Origin of the sequence: Halomarina rubra (assembly GCF_023699475.1) — an archaeon.
Taxonomy (GTDB): domain Archaea; phylum Halobacteriota; class Halobacteria; order Halobacteriales; family Haloarculaceae; genus Halomarina; species Halomarina rubra.
The window spans coordinates 129,258-150,211 of record NZ_JALXFV010000008.1 but is presented as its reverse complement, the minus strand read 5'-3'; the positions used below and the strand labels follow the sequence as shown (position 1 = coordinate 150,211).

General features: G+C 69.6%; 24 protein-coding genes and 1 pseudogene. 12 read left to right on the top strand and 13 right to left on the bottom strand.

Annotated elements, in window-relative coordinates; all coding sequences use genetic code 11:
• From M1L36_RS15565 to M1L36_RS15555, 3 genes and pseudogenes are all read left to right on the top strand, one after another.
• Positions 1-650 (top strand): annotated as a pseudogene (locus M1L36_RS15565) (glycosyl hydrolase); the annotation flags it as partial.
• A gap of 78 nt (positions 651-728) precedes the next feature.
• Positions 729-1,499, top strand: a complete 771-nt coding sequence (locus M1L36_RS15560; protein WP_250874660.1) for an inositol monophosphatase family protein — start codon at positions 729-731, stop codon at positions 1,497-1,499.
• 123 nt (positions 1,500-1,622) lie between these two features.
• The gene (locus M1L36_RS15555) at positions 1,623-1,964 is read left to right on the top strand and encodes a DUF7113 family protein (protein WP_250874659.1); all 342 of its coding nucleotides are present in this window, start codon (positions 1,623-1,625) and stop codon (positions 1,962-1,964) included.
• Positions 1,965-2,177: 213 nt separating this feature from the next.
• On the opposite strand, the gene M1L36_RS15550 is transcribed toward M1L36_RS15555, so the two are convergent.
• The 6 genes from M1L36_RS15550 to ahbB all read right to left on the bottom strand — a co-directional run bounded on the left by M1L36_RS15550 (position 2,178) and on the right by ahbB (position 8,922).
• Positions 2,178-3,443: a DNA double-strand break repair nuclease NurA gene (locus tag M1L36_RS15550; RefSeq protein WP_250874658.1), complete on the bottom strand. Its 1,266-nt coding sequence runs from the start codon at positions 3,441-3,443 to the stop codon at positions 2,178-2,180.
• Positions 3,444-3,550: 107 nt separating this feature from the next.
• The gene (locus M1L36_RS15545; protein ID WP_250874657.1) at positions 3,551-4,597 is read right to left on the bottom strand and encodes a methyltransferase; all 1,047 of its coding nucleotides are present in this window, start codon (positions 4,595-4,597) and stop codon (positions 3,551-3,553) included.
• A 99-nt stretch (positions 4,598-4,696) separates the two neighbouring features.
• On the bottom strand, positions 4,697-5,704 hold the full coding sequence (locus M1L36_RS15540; protein WP_250874656.1) for a sodium:phosphate symporter: 1,008 nt from the start codon (positions 5,702-5,704) through the stop codon (positions 4,697-4,699).
• A 171-nt stretch (positions 5,705-5,875) separates the two neighbouring features.
• A complete protein-coding gene (gene hemA, locus M1L36_RS15535; RefSeq protein WP_250874655.1) occupies positions 5,876-7,225 on the bottom strand; it encodes a glutamyl-tRNA reductase in 1,350 nt (449 codons plus the stop codon).
• Positions 7,222-7,860, bottom strand: a complete 639-nt coding sequence (locus M1L36_RS15530; protein WP_250874654.1) for a precorrin-2 dehydrogenase/sirohydrochlorin ferrochelatase family protein — start codon at positions 7,858-7,860, stop codon at positions 7,222-7,224. Before M1L36_RS15530 ends, hemA begins: the two co-directional genes overlap by 4 nt.
• Positions 7,861-7,863: 3 nt before the next feature.
• Positions 7,864-8,922, bottom strand: a complete 1,059-nt coding sequence (gene ahbB, locus M1L36_RS15525) for a siroheme decarboxylase subunit beta (protein ID WP_250874653.1) — start codon at positions 8,920-8,922, stop codon at positions 7,864-7,866.
• 126 nt (positions 8,923-9,048) lie between these two features.
• Between ahbB and M1L36_RS15520 the strand changes: the two genes are divergently transcribed.
• A complete protein-coding gene (locus tag M1L36_RS15520) occupies positions 9,049-9,207 on the top strand; it encodes a hypothetical protein (RefSeq protein ID WP_250874652.1) in 159 nt (52 codons plus the stop codon).
• 57 nt (positions 9,208-9,264) lie between these two features.
• Here M1L36_RS15520 and M1L36_RS15515 read toward each other — a convergent pair whose 3' ends face one another.
• The 4 genes from M1L36_RS15515 to M1L36_RS15500 form a co-directional block, all read right to left on the bottom strand.
• On the bottom strand, positions 9,265-9,582 hold the full coding sequence (locus tag M1L36_RS15515) for an ArsR/SmtB family transcription factor (protein WP_250874651.1): 318 nt from the start codon (positions 9,580-9,582) through the stop codon (positions 9,265-9,267).
• 133 nt (positions 9,583-9,715) lie between these two features.
• On the bottom strand, positions 9,716-10,114 hold the full coding sequence (locus M1L36_RS15510) for a DUF5778 family protein (RefSeq protein WP_250874650.1): 399 nt from the start codon (positions 10,112-10,114) through the stop codon (positions 9,716-9,718).
• Positions 10,115-10,240: 126 nt separating this feature from the next.
• Positions 10,241-10,435, bottom strand: coding sequence for a cold-shock protein (locus tag M1L36_RS15505; RefSeq protein WP_250874649.1), 195 nt, complete (start codon positions 10,433-10,435; stop codon positions 10,241-10,243).
• Between the two features lie 2 nt (positions 10,436-10,437).
• Positions 10,438-10,632, bottom strand: coding sequence for a cold-shock protein (locus M1L36_RS15500; protein WP_250874648.1), 195 nt, complete (start codon positions 10,630-10,632; stop codon positions 10,438-10,440).
• Between the two features lie 97 nt (positions 10,633-10,729).
• Between M1L36_RS15500 and uppS the strand changes: the two genes are divergently transcribed.
• Complete coding sequence (gene uppS / locus M1L36_RS15495) at positions 10,730-11,641, top strand: polyprenyl diphosphate synthase (RefSeq protein ID WP_250874647.1); 912 nt, start codon at positions 10,730-10,732, stop codon at positions 11,639-11,641.
• 11 nt (positions 11,642-11,652) lie between these two features.
• Here uppS and M1L36_RS15490 read toward each other — a convergent pair whose 3' ends face one another.
• Complete coding sequence (locus tag M1L36_RS15490) at positions 11,653-12,261, bottom strand: undecaprenyl diphosphate synthase family protein (RefSeq protein ID WP_250874646.1); 609 nt, start codon at positions 12,259-12,261, stop codon at positions 11,653-11,655.
• A 99-nt stretch (positions 12,262-12,360) separates the two neighbouring features.
• Between M1L36_RS15490 and M1L36_RS15485 the strand changes: the two genes are divergently transcribed.
• Together M1L36_RS15485 and M1L36_RS15480 are read left to right on the top strand one after the other, a co-directional pair.
• Positions 12,361-13,731 carry a DUF92 domain-containing protein gene (locus tag M1L36_RS15485; RefSeq protein ID WP_250874645.1) on the top strand — a complete coding sequence of 457 codons (1,371 nt, stop codon included), beginning with the start codon at positions 12,361-12,363 and terminating at the stop codon, positions 13,729-13,731.
• Positions 13,732-13,820: 89 nt separating this feature from the next.
• Positions 13,821-14,915, top strand: a complete 1,095-nt coding sequence (locus M1L36_RS15480; protein WP_250874644.1) for an FAD-binding oxidoreductase — start codon at positions 13,821-13,823, stop codon at positions 14,913-14,915.
• A gap of 68 nt (positions 14,916-14,983) precedes the next feature.
• On the opposite strand, the gene dnaG is transcribed toward M1L36_RS15480, so the two are convergent.
• Positions 14,984-16,447, bottom strand: coding sequence for a DNA primase DnaG (dnaG, locus tag M1L36_RS15475; RefSeq protein WP_250874643.1), 1,464 nt, complete (start codon positions 16,445-16,447; stop codon positions 14,984-14,986).
• A gap of 260 nt (positions 16,448-16,707) precedes the next feature.
• Between dnaG and M1L36_RS15470 the strand changes: the two genes are divergently transcribed.
• Positions 16,708-16,956, top strand: coding sequence for a DUF3311 domain-containing protein (locus M1L36_RS15470; protein ID WP_379820471.1), 249 nt, complete (start codon positions 16,708-16,710; stop codon positions 16,954-16,956).
• Entirely contained in the window at positions 16,953-18,536 is a 1,584-nt protein-coding gene (locus M1L36_RS15465; protein WP_250874641.1) for a sodium:solute symporter family protein, read from the top strand. The genes M1L36_RS15470 and M1L36_RS15465 overlap by 4 nt, the downstream gene beginning before the upstream one ends.
• A gap of 243 nt (positions 18,537-18,779) precedes the next feature.
• Here the strand turns inward: M1L36_RS15465 and M1L36_RS15460 are convergent, their stop codons facing one another.
• Positions 18,780-19,481 (bottom strand): SDR family NAD(P)-dependent oxidoreductase, encoded by a 702-nt coding sequence (locus M1L36_RS15460; RefSeq protein ID WP_250874640.1) that lies wholly within the window; start codon positions 19,479-19,481, stop codon positions 18,780-18,782.
• A gap of 74 nt (positions 19,482-19,555) precedes the next feature.
• Between M1L36_RS15460 and M1L36_RS15455 the strand changes: the two genes are divergently transcribed.
• Genes M1L36_RS15455 through M1L36_RS15445 form a run of 3 tightly spaced genes read left to right on the top strand, consistent with a single transcriptional unit; the run spans position 19,556 to position 20,948 of the window.
• Positions 19,556-19,831, top strand: coding sequence for a 4a-hydroxytetrahydrobiopterin dehydratase (locus tag M1L36_RS15455; protein WP_250874639.1), 276 nt, complete (start codon positions 19,556-19,558; stop codon positions 19,829-19,831).
• Positions 19,832-20,224 carry an LWR-salt protein gene (lwrS, locus tag M1L36_RS15450; RefSeq protein WP_250874638.1) on the top strand — a complete coding sequence of 131 codons (393 nt, stop codon included), beginning with the start codon at positions 19,832-19,834 and terminating at the stop codon, positions 20,222-20,224.
• Between the two features lie 28 nt (positions 20,225-20,252).
• The gene (locus M1L36_RS15445; RefSeq protein WP_250874637.1) at positions 20,253-20,948 is read left to right on the top strand and encodes an HAD family hydrolase; all 696 of its coding nucleotides are present in this window, start codon (positions 20,253-20,255) and stop codon (positions 20,946-20,948) included.
• Positions 20,949-20,954: the final 6 nt, after the last annotated feature.

Genomic DNA, 20,954 nt, shown 5'->3' with positions numbered 1-20,954 from the left:
CCGACGGCCAGTGTGCCGTCGGCCGGTTCGACGACGACGGCGCGTTCACGCCCGTCGGCCGTGGGGGCCAGGAGTGGCGCGCGGTCGAACCCGCGTTCACCGAGTCGGCGGTGCTCTGGGGCGTCGACTCGGCGTACGTCGACGGCGTCGACCTCTTCCGTCTCCCCCGCGAGCGCATCGACGCGGCCGGACCGGACGGGGCCGACCCCGAGGAAGCAGGCCCGACCGCCGACCGCGTCGGCGTCACCGACGCCCCGGTGTTCTACGCGAAGACGCTCACCGACACCGACGAGGAGTGGGTCGTCGTCTCGACGGCCGCGGAGGCGGGTATCGACAGCACCGCGCCGTCATCGATGCGACGCAACACCGCGAGTCGAACGGTCCGCGTCCTCGCCGCCGCCGCGGCGAGCGGGTTCGAGGAGTGGTACGAACTGTTCGCGTTCGACCGCCGGCGGACACTCGGGGAGGTCCACTCGGCCCTTCCGACCGCCGGCGCGTACGCCTTCCTGAGCGTGGCCGACGACGCTCTGCTCGTCAACCCGTACAACACCGCCCGTCGACACGGCGAGATCCTCTCCGTCCCGACCGAGCGGTTCGACGCCCTCCCACAGCGCCGCGAGGTCCACCGGCCGACGACGCTCGCGCGGTAGCCGCGCCGGACGACCGACGACCGACGGCGCACCGCCGTCCATCGAAACGGTCATGCTCGCCCACAGACACGACGAGACGTGCTCCCCGCCATCGAAGACACGGCCGTCCGGGCGACGTTCGCCGGCGGCCGACTGCTCCGCGAACGGTTCCGAGCGAACGACGCCGACGGCGAGTTCGACGCCCACGACGTGAAGGCCGCCGCCGACCGCGCCAGCGAAGAGCGGATGCTCTCGGTCGTCGAGTCGTCGTTCCCCGACCACACGGTCTACGCCGAGGAACGCGGCGAGCGTGCCGGTGAGACGTCGGAGTACCGCTGGGTGGTCGACCCGCTCGACGGGACGAACAACTACGTCGCCGGGATGCCGTCGTTCGCGGCGAGCGTCGCCGTCCTCGACGCCGACGGCCCGGTCCTCGCCAGCGTCTACGCGCCCGTCGCCGACGACCACTACCTCGCTCGCCGCGGCGTGGGAACGCGCTACGACGGGACGCCCGTCGACTGCGAGAGCGACCGGTCGCTGGAGACGGCGACCGTCGGGTTCGTCATCGGTCACGACGTGAAACGCGACGGCCGACTGGCCGAGGCCGACGCGCTCCGAGACACGCTAGCCGATTCCTCCAAGCGCGTGTTCTCCTCGTGGAGTCCGACCGTCCACTGGGGCCTGCTCGCGCGCGGTCGCATCGACGCGATGGTGACGTTCGCCCCCGACGAGGAGGAACAACACGCCGGCGAACTGCTGGCGAACGAAGCCGGTGCGCACGTCCGACGCGACGACACACGGGACCTCGGCGTGTTCGCCGCCAGCGGGTCACTCGCCGACGCTCTCGCCGAACGACTGGCCGTCGTGTGAGTGCCCGACCGGGGGCAGCGTGACCATCGCTCACCGGGACAGTCACGAACGACCGAATTACCGTCTGACGCCCGTCGTCCGCGTCTGAACAGCCTTTTCCGACGTGACACCGTATCAGACGTAATGTTACTTATTCGCGGGCACGCCGGGGGGACGACCCTCACCGGGACGCTCTACGAACGCGGCGAGCGTGCCCCCGACTTCAAGGGTGCGCCCGACGAGGACGCGCCCTACGTGTGGGTCTGCGACGAGTTCTACGAGGTCGAGAGCGGCGGTCAACCCCAGACCATCGACGGCGAGGAGGTGCAGATCGCCTTCGAGTCGCCGATGCCCCGCGGGTTCGAGACCCGCGACCAGGGCGTCGAGGCCGCCGAGGACCACATCCGCACCCAGTTCGCACGCATCGGCGTCCGGGAGGCCGACGTGGAGATCGAGATGACGAAGACCCAGCCCGGCGCTCGCTGACGTCGCTGGTTTCGGTTTCTCCGGTGAGGTAGTAGCCGAGAACGCCTCGAAAGCCCCCACTCTCACGAACCGATGCGGCTGGCGCGCTCCTCGGTTCGCTCGCTGTTCTCGCTCACCTACGGTGCTCAGCCGTCCGCGTCTCCGCCCCGAGAGCGGCTTCGGTCCCATCCTTGGATCGCTCGGTCGGGCGTGGTCTCTGTCCCGAGTCGTCGTTCAGTCCAGCAGACCCCACCGCTCGTCGTCGTAGGTGGTGTCGGCCTCGGTGTCGAACGCGCGTTCGAGCGCCCCTCGGAGCGCGTCGGTCTCCGCACGACCGATCTGGGCGAGGCCGTCCGCTTTGGCGACGGCCATCGGCGGGCCGCGTTCGACGGCGACGCCCTTGAGCGCCTGCATCAGGATGGCCTCACGCTGGTCCTCGTCGGCGGTGAAGGCGGCGGGCGCTTCGAGACGGTACACCACGTCGGTTCTGGGGTCGTAGAGCACACAGAACGTCACCTCGTAGGCTTCGGGCGGGAGGCGACGGTCGATGCCGAACGCGTCGCCGAGCGTCGACATGGCGTGGTCGGCCCCGCCACGGGAGACGAACCAACTCGTGAAGGTGAGCGCGTCGGTGACGCGGTCGTACTCGGGGCCGTCCTCGCCGGCGACGCGCTCGCGGCGTTCGAGCACCTGCGAGAAGAACGCGGCGTCGTTGACCCACGGCGCGTTCCCGCGCTGGTCGCGGACGGTCCGCGTGATGGCGCGGGTGATGGGCGTCTTGACGAAGCCACAGAGCGGCACGTCGCGCTCGGCGAACCGCTCGACGAGGCGGATGTAGTTCTCGATGACGTCGCGGGGGCGTTCGTCCTCGGCGAGCAGGTCGCGGAGTTCGGGTTCGCGGTTCGCCCAGTTGAGCAGGCCCTTCGGGTACACCGGGCCGTCCATCACGAGCAGGTCCGAGACGATGTCGGCGTTGTCGAGCGCGTGGGAACTCTCGGCGAGGAACAGCGCGAGGTCGTGGACGACCGCGGTCTCGTAGCGGTCGACGCGTGGCGCGTGGAGCACCCGCCCGCGGGTGTAGCCCTCGTCGAACATCGTCCAGTCGCCGTTGAGGTCGGCCATCGCGTCGTTCGTGTGGACGGTCATCACCGTCGTCCGCCCGCGGTGGAGGTCGAGGTCGGAGGGGACCGCGCTCATCGCCGCCTGGGCCACGTCGAGGACGACGCCGTTCTTGAACGTCGTCGGGTTGATGGTGCCCGAGTCGAGCCCGTGGCGAGTCTCGAAACGGTCGGGCTGGAGCGCCGCCTCGTCGACGGGCATCATCCGTCGGCGGTGCTCGTCGAGCGGTTCGAGTAACACGTCTCCGTCGGCCCGGAGCGGGTCGAGCCACTCCTCCCACACCTGCTGTGCGAACGCCCGGTGGTCGCTCGCGTCCACGTCCTGCCGGATGCGCCCGGCGAGGCGCGTGATGCCCTCGAAGTGCACCGGGTCGAGTGTCATACCCGTAGACGCGAGCGTGTCGGCAAAAAGGCATCGTGGCGCGGGCGTCGGGCGCTCGTCTCGGCGACGGCGCGAAGCAACGAGACGCGCCGCGAAGCGACGAGCGGTCAGTCCCGCTCTGCGACGAACACCGCGATTCCGGGTCCCACCGACTCGCGACGAACCGCCCGGAACCCGGCGTCGGTCAGCCACTCGGGGACCGTCGCCTCGTCCGGGATGCCCGCGCCGATGGTGATGTGGTAGTTGAGGTTTAGGAACGCCAGCGCCGCCTCCCACGCCGGGGTCCGCGCCTCGCTCGCGAACTGGTCGAGCACGGCGATGCGGCCGCCGGAACCGAGGGCGTCGTGGACCCGCGCGAGCAGACGGCGGTTCTCCTCGGGGTCGTGGGCGTGGAGCACGTTGAACACCAGCGCCAGGTCGTAGTCGCTCCCCAGGTCGTCGGCGAAGTAGTCGCCCGCCTCGAAGCGGACGCGGTCGCCGACGGCGTTGGCCGCGGCCACCTCCCGGGCGACGGCCGCGGCCTCGGGGCGGTCGAACACCGTGGCGGTGAGCGTCGGCGTCGTGGCGACGAACGCCGCGGCGTACCGACCGTGGCCGCCCCCGACGTCGAGCAGGCGGGTCGCCCCCTCGGGCACCGCCACCGCGTCGAGGACCCCGTCGAGTGCGAGTTCGGCGGTGGCGACGAACCCCCGCTGGACCGCGCTCGCCGCCTCGGGGTCCTCGGTCAGCGTCTCGTAGAGCGTCCGGTCGGGTTCACCCGTCGCGAGGACGTCGTCGAGCGCCGTCGTCCAGAACGGGAACACGACCGTCTCCCACATCGCGAGCCACGGCCCGACGTCGGTGCTCGCGGGCGCGTCGGTGAGCCAGCGGGTCGTCATCGTCGAGTTCTCGTAGTAGATGCCGTCACGGTCGAGGTAGCCCGTCGTGACGAGGAAGTCGAGCAGCGGTCGCAACCCGTCCTCGTGGGCGTCGAGCGTCTGCGCCAGGTCGAACGCGGTCCGCGGACCATCGCGGAGTTCCGCGAACACACCGTGTTCGTATGCGGTGGTCGCGGCGCGGAACGCTCCGGCGGCGACCATGTCGAGGACGGGACCGGGCGCACGGTTGAGGCGCAACATCGCGAGGCGTTCGAGCGTGTTCGGTACGACGGGCATCAGTCCACCTCGGGTCGAGTCATCTGGTCCTCACCGATTCGCGAGAATCGAGCGGAGAGAGGACGTGTCAACTGATAACCGTATCGTCGACCGAGCGGCTCACCAGCCCACCACCAGCACGGCGGGCGCGACCAGCAGCGACCCGAGGAACGCGACGAACGACGCGGGGCTAGCGAGGACGCGTCGCTGGACCCCGTCGACCACCTCGCAGTACGGTGCGTAGGCGGCCAGGGCCAGCGCGGTCACGACGAGACCGACCACCAGCACGACGAGGACGGTCGACACCCCCGCCGGCGTCCCCAGCGCCACGGCGACGACGAGCGTGTCGACGAGCGTCCCGACGTTGGCCCCGAGGACGTACGGGACGACCTCCTCGCGCTGGACGTGGCCGCGGTTGTACAGCGGGACGACGACCCCCAGCGAGAACGCGACGCTCGTCGTGAGGCCGGTCACGACCACGCCGAGTCCGAACGAGAGCCATCGGTTCTCCAGCCGCGAGAGGTAGCGCTCCCGGAGGCGGTCGGTGTCGAGGTCGTCGAGGAGACGGTCGAACAGCCACAGACTCACCAGCAACCCCCCGAAGGCGACCAGCAGACCGACCGTCGGTCCGACAGCCCCGACGACGCGGTCGGTCAGCGGCGCGACCACGTCCGGGACGCCGCCGACGCTCGTGGCCCCCGCCGCGGTCGTGGAGAGGTACGGTGTGAGCCACGGGAGGACGACCAGTCCCACCAGCGCCACGGGGAGGTAGATGGAGTGGCTGACGACGAACGTCAACAACCCCAACCGCGTCGACTCCCGGAGGGTCGACTCGGGGTCGTGAGTGTAGTCGGCCGCCCCGACGAGCACCACGACCGCGGCGGCACCGAGGCGAGACCCGACGACCAGCATGAACAGTTGCCCGGCGTCGACGAGGGCGGCGTCGAACAGCGACAGCGAGACGGCCGCGACGACCGACCCGTTGGCGAGGAGGTAGGCCCCGAGCCACCCGATTCCGAGCGCGTCCAGGTCCGTGACGACGACGCCCTCGAACCCCGCCCGGACGACCGGTGCCAGCGCCGCGGTCGAAGCCGCCAGGAGTCGGACCGAGACCAGGAACAGTCCCACCACGACCAGAACCCGAACCGCACGACCACTGACGAGTGTCTCCGAGAGTGTCGAGTCACGGCCGTCGAGGATAGACGCTCACCGTCGAGCGCTACGCTGTCGGGTAGCAAACAGGTTTCGTCGAGGAGTCTCGTGGCGGTCTCGTTGCGACCTCGTCGCGGAGTCGACGGCTCAGTCGTCGAGCTGTTCGAGGACGGCGCGAGGCATCCCGTCGCGGACCGCCTCGGGGATGTCCTCGGGACTGGCGTTCGGCGGGAGCGGAGGGGTCGACCCGGCGTCGCCGCTCGGGTCGAACAGGCGGAGCGCGGTGTGGATGGTCGACCAGTCGTCGCGTTCGGCGGCGTCACGGAGACTCCGCGTCGGTGCGGCGAGCAGTTGGCCCACGAGCGCGTCGGCGAGCGACTCGACGACCTCGCGGCGCTCCTCGTCGCTCTCGGCGGCCTCCAGTCGGGAGAACGCGGTGGCGAGTTCGCGACCTTTGATGCGTTCGGCACCCTCGTACATCGCGCCGATGGCCTCGTCGGCGCGCTTGCGTTTGTACTGGACCAGCAGGTTCTCGAACTCGCGGTCGATCATCGCCTCGACCTCGCGGGCGGCCCGGGCGCGCTGCTCGGCGGTGGCGTCGGTGACGTCCTCGATGGCGTCGAGGTCGACGACCGTCACCGCCTCCAGCGCGTCGACGCCGGGAGCGACGTCGCGGGGGCGCGCGAGGTCGATGAGGTACGTCTCGCCAGCCGTCGCGAGGAGCTGTGTGTCGATGACGCTCTCGGGGGCACCGGTCGCCGAGACGACGACGTCGGCGGCCTCGAGCGCGGGAGCGAGCGCCCCGAGTCCGACGACGCTGGTCCGGACGTCGTCGAGCGCGCGGGCGACGTGCTCGGCGTTGTCGAGCGTCCGGTTGGCGACGACGACGTGGTCGACGTGTTCGGCGAGCGAACGGGCGGCGAGGGTGCCCATCTCGCCGGTCCCGACGACGAGCGCCGTCGCGTCGGCGAGGTCGCCGTCGAAGTCCGTCCGTGCGAGGCGGACGGCGGCGCTGCCAAGCGAGACGACGCCCTCGTTGATGGCCGTCTCGGTGCGAGCGCGCTCGCCGACGTGGATGGCCTTGGTGAGCGCCTCTTCGAGGACGGGGCCGACACCACCGGCCGCGCGCGCGGCGAGGTAGGCGTCCCGCAACTGACCGAGAATCTGGTCTTCCCCGACGACGAGCGATTCGAGACCGCAGGCCACCCGCATGAGGTGACGGAGGCTCGTCTCGTGGTCCATGGGCACGACCGCATCGGGGACGACGTCCTCGACGACGCCGGCGACCGCCGCGCGGCCGTCGGCCTCGTCGTCCGTGACGACGTACGCCTCGACGCGGTTGCACGTCTGGAGCGCGAACGCCTCGTCGACCTCCGGAATCTCCAGTAGCGAGGCGACGAGCGTGCGGACGTCCTCGTCGGCCGCGGCGTCGATGGCGTCGAGGTCGGCGCGCTGGTGGGCGACGCTGACGCCGGAGATGACACTCGCGGTCGTCACGGCGACTCACCCAGGGCGTCGGAGGCGATTTCGTCCACTATCTGTCTGGGGTTAGCGACTCCATCACCTAAAGCCTTCCAAACCCGTTCCGAGCGGACCACCGCCCGCAGCGCCTCGCGACGCTGTTCAGGCGGGTACTGGTCCCGGAGGTATCGCCGGAGTTCGGCCGTGAGGACGGCGAGTTCGCCGGCCCCCTGGACCTCGCGTTCGACCCGCTGGCGCAGCACCTTCGTCAACGCGGGCACGCCCGTCGAGAGACCGACGACGACCTCGCCGTCGCGCACGATGGAGGGGACCGCCACGTGGCCGGGAGCGCGCTCGCCGGCGCGGTCGGCACGGTTGTAGAGTAGTCCGCGTTCGGCGGCAGCGCGCTCGACCGCCGCGTTGACCGCCGTGTCGTCGGTCGCGGCGACGACGAGCACGGGGGCGACACGCTCGACCCACGCCGCCACGTCGTCCGGGGACGGTTCGGCGCGCACGCGTCGTGCGTCGCCGAACGACCGGTCGGCGAACGCGGGACTGACGACGACGACGTCGCTCTCGACGGCGAACGTCCGCGCCCGGCGGGCACCGACCCGGCCCCCGCCGAACACCAGCACCGACTCGTCCGCGAGGTCGTGGAGGAGCGGCAACACGGGCTACTCCGTGTTCGCGTCGGCGCGTTCGGCCATCCGGATGCCCGTCTTCTTCAGGATGCGCGTCGAGAACAGCGAGTCCCAGTCCTCGTCGTCGACGTCCCAGAACTCGCTCATCCGCTCGCGGACCTGCTCGATTCGGTCCTGGCTCTCGGCCTCGCTGCGACCGTGGGTCATCGCGAAGAAGTTGTACGACCACACCGGTTCGTGGCGCGGGCGCTGGTAGCAGTGCGTGACGAACTCCAGGGAGGCGACGGCGGGACCGACCTCCGCGACGAGGTCGTCGGGGACGTTCCAGACGGTCATCCCGTTCTCGGTGTACCCCAGCGCGTAGTGGTTGGGGATGACGCCGACGCGCCGCACCTTCCCCTCCTGGTCGAACCGCTTGATGGTGCTGACGACCCACTCGGTGTCCTGGCCGACGGCCGCCGCGACGTCGGCGTACGGCGTCGCGGTGACGGGCAGACCACCCTGAATCTCCAGGACGAGGTCGCGTTCCGCGGGCGTGAGCGTCGTCCGGTCGGTGGGCGTCACGTCGGGGCCGAGATGTGACAGGTCGACGTCGCCGTCGGGGATGGGGCCGTCGAGCAGGAACTTCGCCTCGACGCGGAACTCCCGCTCCTTGGGCATGTTGTACGTCTCCTGACCCGTCTCGGTCTCGATGTCGGCGAGCACGCGCTCGACCTCTCCCTCCTCGGCGACGCTGACGACGAACCACATGTTGAGGTGGGGGTGTTCGCGTTCGTAGTTGTGCGCGACCTCGCGGTGGGCGTTGACCAGTTCTGCGACCTCGTCGAAGCGGTCGGGCGGGGCGTGCATCGCGACGAGCGTCGCCGTCCCGCCGATGGCCTCGGCGTTCACGAGTGCCCCGAACCGGGTCAGGACGCCCTCCTCGTCGAGGTGCTGGACGCGTTCGAGCAGTTCCTCTGCGGTCACGTCGACGCCACGGTCACGGAGCGCTTCGCTGGCGGGGTCGAACGGCCGTTCACAGACCGGAAAGCCGCCCTGGAAGGCGTTGATGACGGCCCGGTCCAGTCGGTCCAACTGCGCGGCCGAACTCATTGTGCGTCCTCGGGTCCACCGGGTGATAAGAACCGCGTTCGCCGGGCGGAGACTCGGTCGCCGAACGGACGGAACCGCACCCGAAGGGACGGGACGTTGATATAGCGCGAGGAGCTATCGAGGGCCATGAGCGTCTTCGTCTCCTGTGAACGCTGTTCGACGAGCGAGATGTACGACGACGAACACGCCGCACGCGCCGACGGCTGGTCGGACCTGGCTATCGACGGCGTCGTCGGACCGGCCGACCAGTCGGAGTATCGGGGGCGCTGTCCGGACCACGACTGACCGGCCGGTCGGCGACGGGCACGAACAGCGGACCGTGGGCACGAGGTCGCGGAGCCGTCACCCGGCGACCGCGCCGAGCAGCTCCGCCAGCCGTTCGGTGTCGGCTGTCGTCCTCACGACGCCGGTGTCACGGTGGTACTCCACCGCGCCGGCGTCGGCCAGACGTGGAAGGTGGTTGTGCGTCAGCGACGAGACGACTCGCCGTTCGCCGGCGTCGACCGTCGGGCCGATGCCCGCAGCGAGCTCCTCGACGGCCACCGGGCCGTCCGCCTCGCAGAGCCACGCGACGGTCGCCCGCCGGTAGTGGTCGCTCAACAGCGCGAACGTCTCGTCGAGGTCGCTCGACTGAGACTGCTCGGTCGACTGGCTTAGCAACGATACTCCACGACTACTGTCACGTTCCCGACGTTGGCTCACGGAACTTCACCTCGTGACCGCGACGACGGGTCGGAGTGCCACCGACAATAAACTGTGCATCCCGGAACCCTTCCGTCGGGTGATTTTGCCGTTACTCCTCGCCTTCGACGCTCGTCACGCGGAAGCCGAGGTCCTCGATACCGGCGACGACGGCCGACTGGTCGGCGTCGGCCTCGTAGTAGAACACGACCTTGAACGTCCCCTCGCGGAGCAACTGCTGGCACTCCCAGACGAACTCGTCCTCGGCGATGGTGAGCCCCTGGTGCTGGTTGAGGCCGAACCGCGAGTCGTCGTTGCCCGAGAAGACGTACCACTCGCCCTTCCCGGACTCCTCGGCGATGACGTCGCCGGCGTCCAGCGTCGCCTGGTGGAGTCGCGCCTCGTCGTCGTCGCCCATGTCGGTGTGGACGATGACGCCGTTCAACTGGATGTCGCCGGGTTCGAGCAGCGCCTTCGTGCGCTCGTAGAGGTCCCTGTCGACGGTTTCCATACTCGCACCTCACCGTCGACGGTGTTACCTCTCACGGTTGCGGGTCGGCGTGGCCGTCTCGAACTGGAGCACCGCCGCTGGGCGGAGTGAAAATACCGAGAATCGTCGTTTCGTGTGAAGTGCGTCTTACAGGCGGGTGACGTTGGTCGCGCGGGGGCCTTTGTCGGCCTGTTCGATGTCGAACTCGACCTCCTGGCCCTCTTCGAGGTCGGGACCGCCGACGTCCTCCATGTGGAAGAAGACGTCCTCGTCCGCGTCCTCGGTGTCGATGAAGCCGTAGCCGCCCGTGTCGTTGAAGAAGTCGACTTTACCTTTCGCCATCGTTAGAGACGCTCCAAGTTCGTCGCGCGGGGGCCTTTGTCGGCCTGTTCGATGTCGAACTCGACCTCCTGCCCCTCCTCGAGGTCAGGACCGCCGATGTCCTCCATGTGGAAGAAGACGTCCTCGTCGGAGTCTTCGGTCTTGATGAAGCCGTAACCGCCCGTGTCGTTGAAGAAGTCAACCGTACCGGTCGCCATTGCAACTGTCCCTTGTCGTCACCGTACTAAAACCCTCCGAGCCACTCGTCAGTTCGGGTTCAAAAGACTCATACGCCAACCCCAACTCCCCTCGCGCATGGTACGGCGGGTCCGTCGGCTAGCACGTCGACTCTACGAACGGGTACTCGAACGGGAGGTCGACGGCGTTCCGACCCACGTCGCGGTCATCCAGGACGGGAACCGCCGATACGCTCGCGGAAAGGGGGAGGGCACCGCGGCGGGCCACCGCGCTGGCGCTCGCACCGCCGAATCGGTGCTCTCGTGGTGTTCCGAACTGGGAATCGAGGAGTTGACGCTGTACACCTTCTCCACCGAGAACCTCAACCGCCCGCCCGAAGAACGCGAGGAGCTGTTCGACCTCATCGAGAACAAGCTGTACGAGTTCGCCGACGACGACGAGGTCCACGACGAGCAGGTCCGCATCCGCGCCATCGGCCAACTCGACCTGCTCCCACAGCGCGTCATCGACGCCGTCGACTACGCCGAGCGACGCACCGCCGACTACGACGACCAGTATCTCAACGTCGCGCTCGCGTACGGCGGCCGCGCGGAACTGCTCAACGCCGCCCGCGACCTGTGTGCGGACGTGGAGGCCGGCGACCGTGCGCCCGAGGACATCGACGTCGAGACCATCGAGGACCGACTCACCGAACGACGCGCGCGAGCGGTCGACCTCATCATCCGCACCGGCGGCGACGAGCGGACCTCGAACTTCCTGCCGTGGCACGCCAACGGCAACGAGGCCGCCGTCTTCTTCTGTGCGCCGTACTGGCCGGAGTTCTCGCGAGTCGACCTGCTGCGCGCCATCCGGACCTACCAGTCGCGCCAGAAGTCCTGGCGACGGACCCGTACCGACCGGGCGCTGGCACTGCTGCAGGCCGTCGGCGCGGACCGCGCCGTCGTCTCACGGCTGACGGAGAAGGTCGGCGAGATTCCACAGGCCGACCTGGACGAGTTGGACGACGTGGAGCCGCTCTCGGCGGACTGACGAGCGTCGGCCTACCGGCCAAACCGCCGCTGTCTGTCCTGGTAGTCCCGCAGCGCCCGCAGGTAGTCGCGTTCGCGGAAGTCCCGCCAGTTGACGTCGGTGAAGTACAGTTCGGAGTAGACGGACTGCCAGATCATGAAGTCGGAGAGCCGTTCGGCTCCGGTCTTGATGACGAGGTCGGGCGCGGTCGGGAAGACGAGTTCGCCCTCGATGGTCGACTCGTCGACCTCGTCGCTGGTGACGTCGCCGCGTTCGACGGCGCGAGCGACGTTTCGGACGGCGTTCGCGAACTCCTCGCGCCCGCCGAGGCCGATGGAGACCTGGACGGGCGTGTCGGCGCGTTCGGCGTCGTCGGGACCGCGAACCGCGAGCGGACGGGGGGAGTCGAGGTCCGCGAGCGTCCGTCGGAGCGTCGGGACCGCCGCCTCGTCGAGCACGCTGACGTACACCATCACGCGCTCTGCGCCCATCTCGAACGCCAGGTCGAGGAAGCGTTCGAGCGTCCGGTAGGCGTCCTGTTCGAGCAGGTCGCGCTCGGTGATGACCAGCGCGATAGTCGCCGGGAGCGCGGCGTCGTCCCGGCGGACGCGAGCGGCGAGGTAACGGTCGTACAGTCCCACGCTCGTCGCTCGTCGTGTGGGGACGTAAGACCTGCGAGACCGACCGCGTCGCGCGACCCGTCCGGACCTGTTAAGTAATCGTCCGCGGAACCGTTCGACGTGTCTCAGACGGTCCGACGAGCGGGTCTGTTCGCGCTCGTCTCGGTGCTCGCGCTGGTAGCCCCGCTCGCGCCAGTGCTCGCCGAGCAGGCCGGCGTGCCCGCCGTGGACTCGAACACGCCGCTCGTGTCGGCCGTCGCCGCCGCGCCGTTCGCGCTCGTCGCGCTCGGCGCGTTCGCCGTCCCCGAGGACAGCGCCCTCTTCGAGTGGCTGGCTCGCCCCGCAGACTTCGAGGAGGGCCGACTGTACGGGCTGGTCGGGTTCGCGCTCGCCGCCAGTGCGCTCGCGTTCGTCGCCGTCAACTTCACCCTCCCGCTCTCGGTGTACGTCGCCAGCGTCGTCCTACTGGCGTGGGGGTCGTTCGCCGAGAAGGGCGCACTCGAACTGTCGAGCAACCGGTTTCTCGCGGTGAGCGCGTTCGCGTTCGCCGCGTTCGGCGCGGGGACGCTCGCACAACTCGCCACCGCCGCGCTCCGGGACGTGTCGTTCGACCCCTCGCAGGCGGTGTTCCTCGCCGCCAGCGGCGCGATGCTCGCCGCGCTGCTGCGATCGATGCTGTTCGACCGCGACGACCCGCTGGTGATGACGACGACGGCGCTCGTCCTCTGGCTGTTCGCCGACCTACCGCTCGAACTCACCGCGACGCAGGTCGTCGGTGCTATCGTCATCTCCATCGCGCTGGGGTACGTCTCGTACGCGCTGGAGACTGCCTCCATCACCGGGATGCTCACCGGCACTCTCCTCGCGTTCCTCTCGGTCGTCCTCGGCAGCTACGGCTGGTTCGCCGTCCTCATCTCCTTTTTCGCCATCGGCGGCCTGTCGACGAAGTTCCGCTACGACGAGAAACTCGACCGCGGCATCGCCGAGGAGAACGAGGGTGCACGCGGGAGCGGCAACGTCATCGCCAACTCCGCGGCCGCGCTGGTCGCCCTGCTCGGCTGGGCGACCTCCACCCACACCGGCGTCCCGCAGGACGTCTTCCTGTTCGCGTTCGCCGGGTCCATCGCCGCCGCGATGAGCGACACCCTCTCCTCGGAGATCGGCGGCCTCTACGACGACCCGCGGCTCATCACGACGTTCCGGACGGTCCCACCGGGCACCGACGGCGGCGTCACCTGGCAGGGCGGGGTCGCCGGCCTCGTCGGGGCCGGTGTCGTCGGTCTCATCGCCTTCGTGGCGTTCTCGCTCTCGCCGACCGCGACGGGCGTCGTCGTCCTCGCGGGTGTCTGCGGGATGGTCGTCGACTCGGTGCTCGGGGCGACCATCGAGGGGACGCTGCTCGACAACAAGGGCGTCAACTTCGTCGCGACCACCGTCGCGGGCGTCGTCGCGGCCGCACTCGCGTGGGGACTCGGTCTCGTGCCGCTCTGAACCGGTTGCCGAGTCCGACCGCGGACCGCGACCCGGGGTACGTCGCGAGCGCGGTATACGCTTATCCGGTGAGCGGGCGCAGACGGTCCATGGAGGTCAAGCAGCACGACGCCATCGAGGCGGCCGCCGAGGAGTTGCCGTTGGTCGCCGACGAGGCCGTCGTGACGACCGTGACCGCGATGGACGAGCAGCGCCACGACGAGGTGGCCGACGCCGTCGAGACGCTGCTGGACGCGCACAACGAGGACGACCTGCTGGCGTCGGGGGCGTGGGGTCCCGACCCCATCGACTGGCGGCAGGTTCGTGACGCCCTCGACCCCTCGCCCGACAGTACACTCGCGACGAAACTCGACTCGCTCCAAGAGCGCGACGAACGCCCCTACCCGATGCTCGTCGAGATTCGCTTCGACCCGGACGTCGCCTTCGAGTTCGCGCCCGGGCAGTACCTCACGCTCCGATACGACGACGTCGCCCGGCCGTACTCCATCGCCAGTTCGCCCAACGACGACGACGTGGCGCTCTGCGTTCGACACGTCCCCGACGGCCACCTCACCCCGAAGCTGTGTCAGGGCATCGAGTCCGACGAGGAGGTCGAGATTCGCGGCCCGAACGGCGACTTCGTCCTCGACGAACCGAGCCAGCGGGACATGGTGTTCCTCGCGACGGGCACCGGCGCGGCCCCGTTCTACTCGATGATTCACTACACGTTCGAGGAGGGGTTCGACGTGGTCGACGGTGCCGAGGAGACCTCGGCAGGCAGCCAGAACGCACGGCGTTCTGGCGACGGCCACCAGCGCGACGTCTGGCTGTTCCTCGGGTCGTCGTGGCGCGACGACATCCCGTACTTCGACGCGTTCAGCGCGCTCGACGAAGCCCACGAGAACTTCCACTTCGTCCCGACGTGCTCGCGCGAGACGTACCTCTCGGACTGGGACGGCGAGACCGCCTACGTCCAGCACACGCTGATGAAGTACCTCGAAGACGGCGTCGTCCCCGACGACGTGGGCGACTCGCTGGCGTCGAGCGCCGACGAGGAACCGGTGTACGACGTCGACGCGCGCATCGACCCCTCGAACATCGAGGCGTACGCCTGTGGCGTGAGCGCGATGGCGTACGGCCTCGTCGACGTGGCAGAGGCCATCGGCGTGCCGGAGCTACACGTCCACGTCGAAGGGTTCGGATAGTCGGGCGACGGGTCGGATGACGGTGGCTTAGAGGGGACGGCGGACCGCAGACCTGCGGACCGCGGCGGTCAGTACTCGCGGGCGAGCAGTCGTTCGGCGGTGCGGACCCGGACGCTTGCTGGGCGTTTGACGAACTCCCCGAGCGAACGGGCGACGACGTTCTCGACGCCGCGCTGGGCACAGACGTCGAGCACTCGCTGGGGGAGCTCGGCGTCGAGGACGACCGCGAACGGCACCGACTCGGCCTCGCGGAGGACGTCGAACGCCTCGTCCGCGGGGGCGTCGTCGAGGACGCCCATCTCCTCGTCGAGCAGGCGGACCGTCTCCGTTCCGTCGGTGACGACCGCCCGGACGTGCCCCCGGAGCGTCTCCGGAACCGCCGGGGGCTCGCTGTCGCCGGTCGTACCGTCGCTGGTCGTCTCGTCGGTGGTCGCGCTGCTTTCGGTCGTCCCCTCCGCGCCGGTGTCGACCGGTTCGGCGGGTTCGGTCGCGCCGACGTCGTCGCCCGACTCGGCGGGGGCAGGGGTGTCGGCGGTCTCGACGGCCGACTCGGCCTCGCCGGTGGTGACCACCGGTGCCGCGGTCTTCGTCGGGGCGTCGGTCGTCACGGTCGCCGCGCTGGCCGTCCGCGTCGGCGTGGCGTGGCTCCCACCGTCGGAGACGCTCTGTCCCTCCCGCGGTGACGCCACGTCGGTCGGCACCTCGTCGTCGGCCGACCCCGAGGCGTTCCCCTCGAAGGAGTCGTAAGGGACCTTCTGACGGAGCGCACGCATCACTTCAGCGCGCCCGAGGTCCTCGACGCTCTGCCCGTCGGGGGCGACGGCGACGTAGTCGACCTCGCCGACCTGCGCGAGCTCCTTCAGGATGAGGTCGCCACCGCGGTCACCGTCGAGGAACGTCGTGACGATGCGCTCGCGGGTGAGGTCGGCGACGGCGTCGGGGACGTTCGTGCCCTCGACGGCGATGGCGTTCTTCACGCCGTAGCGGAGGAGCGTCAACACGTCCGCACGACCCTCGACGACGATGATGGCGTCGGAGTCGTGGACGCGCGGACCGGCGGGGAGGTCCTCGTAGGTGGTGATGTCCTCGACGCGGATGGCCCGGCGGACCTCCTCGACCAGCTCCTCGCTGGTGAGCATCGACCCGTCGAACGCCTCGCCGAGCAGTTCCTTCGAGCGCTCGACGATGGAGCGGCGTTTGGCGGCCCGGACGTCCTCGATGCGGTCGATGGAGATGGTCGCGCGACAGGGGCCGACGCGTTCGATGGTCTCCAGCGACGCCCCGAGGATGGCCGTCTCGACCTGGTCGAGACCGCTGGCGATGGTGACAGTGCCGAACGACTGGCCGTTCTGTGAGTCGACGGAGACGTCGATACGGCCCACCTTCGAGGAGTCCTGTAGGTCGCGCAGGTCGAGGTCGTCGCCGAGCAACCCCTCGGTCTGCCCGAAGATGGCTCCGACGACGTCCGACCGTTCGACCACCCCCTCGGCGGTGATGTCGGCGTGGATGAGGTATTTGGCTGTGTCGTGCATGGTGTGAGTGCCCGTGAGGGCTGGATGGTGATGCCCACGCGTGGACGTGGTACGGTATAAATAGGTAGCGGCCGCCGTATAAAGCCACGTTTTCGCTCAACGGCCGGTCGAAGGCCCGACCCCTCCGTCTGTCGGCGAGTCGACAGCTCTCGGTCGGCCCCACGGCCGACGACGATTGAAGAAGAATACTCTTCGATTCGCCGTATCGGTGGCATTTCAGCAATCTTTAGGTGGGGTCGTCCCATAGCTGGCCCATCATGATTCGTCGAACCGAACGCCTCCTGTGGGTCGTCGCGATGGCAGTGCTGGTCGTGTTCGCCGTCCCGTGGTTCCTCTGGCGCGACGCGACGGTCGTCGCCGGTCTCCCGCTGTGGCTCTGGTGGCACGTCGGCTGGATGGTCCTCGCCTCGGGCGTGTTCGCGCTGTTCGCCCACCGAGCGTGGGGTGTCGGCATCGAGTCGCCCGAGGAGGCCGGTCACACGGAGCCCACACCGGGTGAGCGCGTATGACCGCCGTCGCGAGCCTCGTCGGCCTCGCCGCAGGGTCGACGGCCGCGCTCCCGCTCCAGTCCCGGACGGGCGTCCAGGTGGGCGTCATCGGCGTCTACCTCGTGCTCGCCCTGGCGGTGGGCGTCGTCGCCTACCGCCTCTCGAACGACACCGCGGAGGACTACTACCTCGCCTCGCGGACGCTCGGGACCGTCGTCCTCCTGTTCACGACGTTCGCGACGCTCCTGTCGGCGTTCACGTTCTTCGCCGGGCCGAACATCGCCTACAGCGCCGGTCCCGAGTGGATTCTCGTCATGGGACTGATGGACGGCATCCTCTTCGCCATCCTCTGGTACGTCCTGGGCTACAAGCAGTGGCTCGTCGGCCGCGCGCACGGCTACGTCACCCTCGGGGAGATGCTCGGCGACCGTTTCGGCTCGCGGGGCCTGCGCGTGCTGGTCGCCGCCATCGGCCTGTTCTGGCTGTTCCCGTACGTGATGCTCCAGCAACGCGGCGCGGGCATCGCTCTGGAAACGCTCACCGACGGCGCGATTCCCTACTGGGTCGGCGCGGGCGGCATCACCCTGTTCATGATTGTCTACGTCGGCATCAGCGGGATGCGCGGCGTCGCCTGGACCGACACGCTCCAGGGGGCGTTCATGCTGCTCGTCACGTGGGCGGCCGTCGGGTGGGTCCTCTGGGACGTCGGCGGCGCTCGCGCCGCGACCGACGCGCTCGCGGCGACCGACGGCGAGTTCCTCGCACTCGGCGGGGGTCTCTACACCCCGCAGTACGTCATCTCGACGGCCGTGAGCATCGCCTTCGGCGTGGCGATGTTCCCCCAGATCAACCAGCGCTTCTTCGCGGCCTCCTCCAAGACCGTCCTCAAGCGCACGTTCGCGCTCTGGCCCGTGCTCGTGCTCCTGCTGTTCGTTCCCGCGTTCATGCTCGGCGCGTGGGCCAAGGGCCTCGGCGTCGCGGTGCCCGACGGCGCGAACGTCGTCCCCATCATGCTCAACGAGTACACGCCCGTCTGGTTCGCCGCGCTCGTCATCGCCGGGGCCATCGCGGCGATGATGAGTTCGAGCGACTCGATGCTCCTCTCGGGCGCGTCGTACCTCACGCGGGACGTCTACCGCCCCGTCTTCGGTCGTCCCGACCGCGAAGCGCTGCTCGCGCGGGGCGGGGTCGTCGTCTTCGCGCTCGGCTCGTTCGTCGCCTCGCTGTTCACCAACCAGACGCTGTTCGTCATCGGTGACACCGCCTTCGGCGGGTTCGCACAGCTCACCCTGCCCGTGCTGGTCGCGCTGTACTGGCGACGGACGACGCGGGCGGGGATGCTCGTCGCGCTCGTCGGCGCGCAGGTGTTCTACCTCGCGCACGTCGCTCTGACGCTCCTTCCGGGGACGAGTGTCCCCGGCGTGGCAGCCGGCACCGATGTCACGCTCGGCGTCCTCGGCGCGACGTACTACCTCGGCTGGACGCCCCAGATCGCGGGAATGGCGCTCTCGCTCGTCCTCGTCGTCGGTGTCAGCCTCGTCACCGCGCCCGCCCCCGAAGAGGAGCAGGCGGTCTACTTCGAGGGACTGCGCGCGGACTGAGCACCCCACACCACCGTCGAATCGGCGCGAACCTCCTTATAGAAAACCGCGACCAGCCCCACCGTGCGATAGCCACCGACGCGTGTGGGACCGCGAGGCGACGCCTCGGCCCGCTCGGAGCAGGAGCGGTGAGCGACTCATCCACACGTGACCGCGTCGAGTCGCCTGCTCGCCCCACTGCTCGGTAGCCACGCCCGCGAGTCGCCGCAGGTCGCTGCGAACCGTCACGAGGCGGTCGCGACACTACCAGTCGACGACCGCCTCGTCGCGCCACAGCTTTCCCCCCGGACTGCCGGGGCGGAACCGCGCCAACCAGACCGACGTCGCCGCGCCCTCGGTCACGCTTCGGGTCGCGCCCGGCCCGCCCATGTCGGTCCGGACCCAGCCCGGACAGACCGCGTTCGCGACGAGGTCGGGGCCGTACTCGGCGTCGAGGTACGCCGTCAGCGCGTTCAGTCCCGCCTTCGAGACGGCGTACGGCGCACGACCGGTACTCATCCCGCCGGCGAACTGGCCCGCCCCCGAGGAGACGTTTACGACACGCCCCCCCTCCCGTTCCAGCAACAGCGGGAGGGCGTGTTTCGTCAGGAGCATCGGCCCACGGAGGTTCGTGTCCATCGTCCGGTCGATACCGTCCGTCGATATCCGGTGGAGCGGGCCGCCCGGCCCGTACACACCGGCGTTGTTGACGAGGACGTCCAGTCGGCCCGTCTCGCTCTCGATACGCCCGACGGCGTTCTCCAGCGTCCGTTCGTTGGTCACGTCGAGGTGGACCGGGAACAGCGCGGCCTCCTCGACGTCGTCGACGTCCCGCGCACCGGCGTACACCGTCGCGCCGCGCTCGGCCAGTTGGGCGGCGACCTCGGCCCCGATACCGCGCGTCGCCCCCGTCACGAGAACGACCTGTCCCGACAGCGAGTCGTACAGGTCGACGTCCGCTTCCATGTGAGTGATAGTCGCCCAGTGGGCAAAACGCTCCCGCGCCCACACTTATCCGCCCGGCGCGCGTCCGGGCCAGCATGGCCGAGACACTGTCCGACGACGAGATCGCGGAGCGACTCCCCGACGACTGGGAGCGCGACGGTGACGAGATCGTCCGCACGTACGAGTTCGACTCGTACCTGGCGGGCGTCGGCTTCGCCGCGGGCGCGGGGGGCGTCGCACAGGACGCCTTCCACCACCCCGAGATGACCATCGGCTACGGGGAGGTCGAGGTGCGCCTGACGAGCCACGAGGAGGGCGGCATCACCGAGAAGGACCTCGACCTCGCCGAGCGGTTCGACGACCTGCTGTAGATGGACGCAGCGTACGTCTTCCGTGTCCGATTCCGTCTCGATTCCGAAGCCGGCGTTCGCGCCTCGCCGGCCGCCTTCGAGACGACGGTCGAACGGGACGCCGTCGCGCCCGGCGAGTCCGGGTGGCTGTTCTTCCGCGACAACTGCTGGCGCGGTGCGGCCAACGACCCCTCGCGTCTCCGCGAGCAGATGGAACTGGCCCTCGGCGTCCCCGTCGACTCGGTCGAGTTCCGGGAGTTGCGGACCGACCGTGCGTACCTCGACGCGTTCGACGAGGCCATCGCCGCCGAACTCGCCGCCGAGACGGGGACGTTCGGGAACGCGGAGACCGTCGAGCGTGTGAAGACGAACTACCTCGGCAGTTCCATCCACGTCCGCCCGGAAGACACTTGACACTGGGTAGCGTACCTCTGTGTCCTGAATGGCACCCTCCACCGACTACGACTTCTGGCTGCTCGACCTCGACGGGACGCTCATCGACGTCGAACCGGGCTACGTCTACAGCGTGATGGACGAGGTGGGCGACCGCATGGGTCGGTCGTTCACCGAGCGCGAATCGGAGCTGCTCTGGCACGGCCTCGGTGGGTCGCGCGACGCGCTCCTCCGACAGTGGGGTCACGAACCCCGCGAGTTCTGGACGGTGTTCCACGCCGTCGAGGACCCCATCGCTCGCGCCGAGCACTCGTTCGTCTACGAGGACGCGGCGGCGTTCGTCGCGACGGTCGACCGACCGGTCGGTCTCGTCACCCACTCCCAGCAGTACCTCGCGGACGCGGCGCTCGAAACGCTCGACATCGCCGACTGGTTCGACACCGTCGTCTGCTGTGACGACGAACTGGGCTGGAAACCCGACCCCGCACCCGTCCGCCTCGCGATGTCGAACCTCGGCGTCGGCCGCGGTCTCGCGAGCGGCGCGGAACGCGGCGTCCTCGTGGGCGACGGGCCGCAGGACGTCGGCGCGGCGTGGAACGCCGGTCTCGACGGCATCCACGTCGAGCGTCACGGCCACGACCGCCGTGGGTCGTGTGTCCTCGGCGACCGTCGCGTGATGCGCCTCACCGAACTGCGGCGCGTCGGCGGCGATACCGGGGTCGAACCGGAGTTCGCCTCCGACTGACCGGCG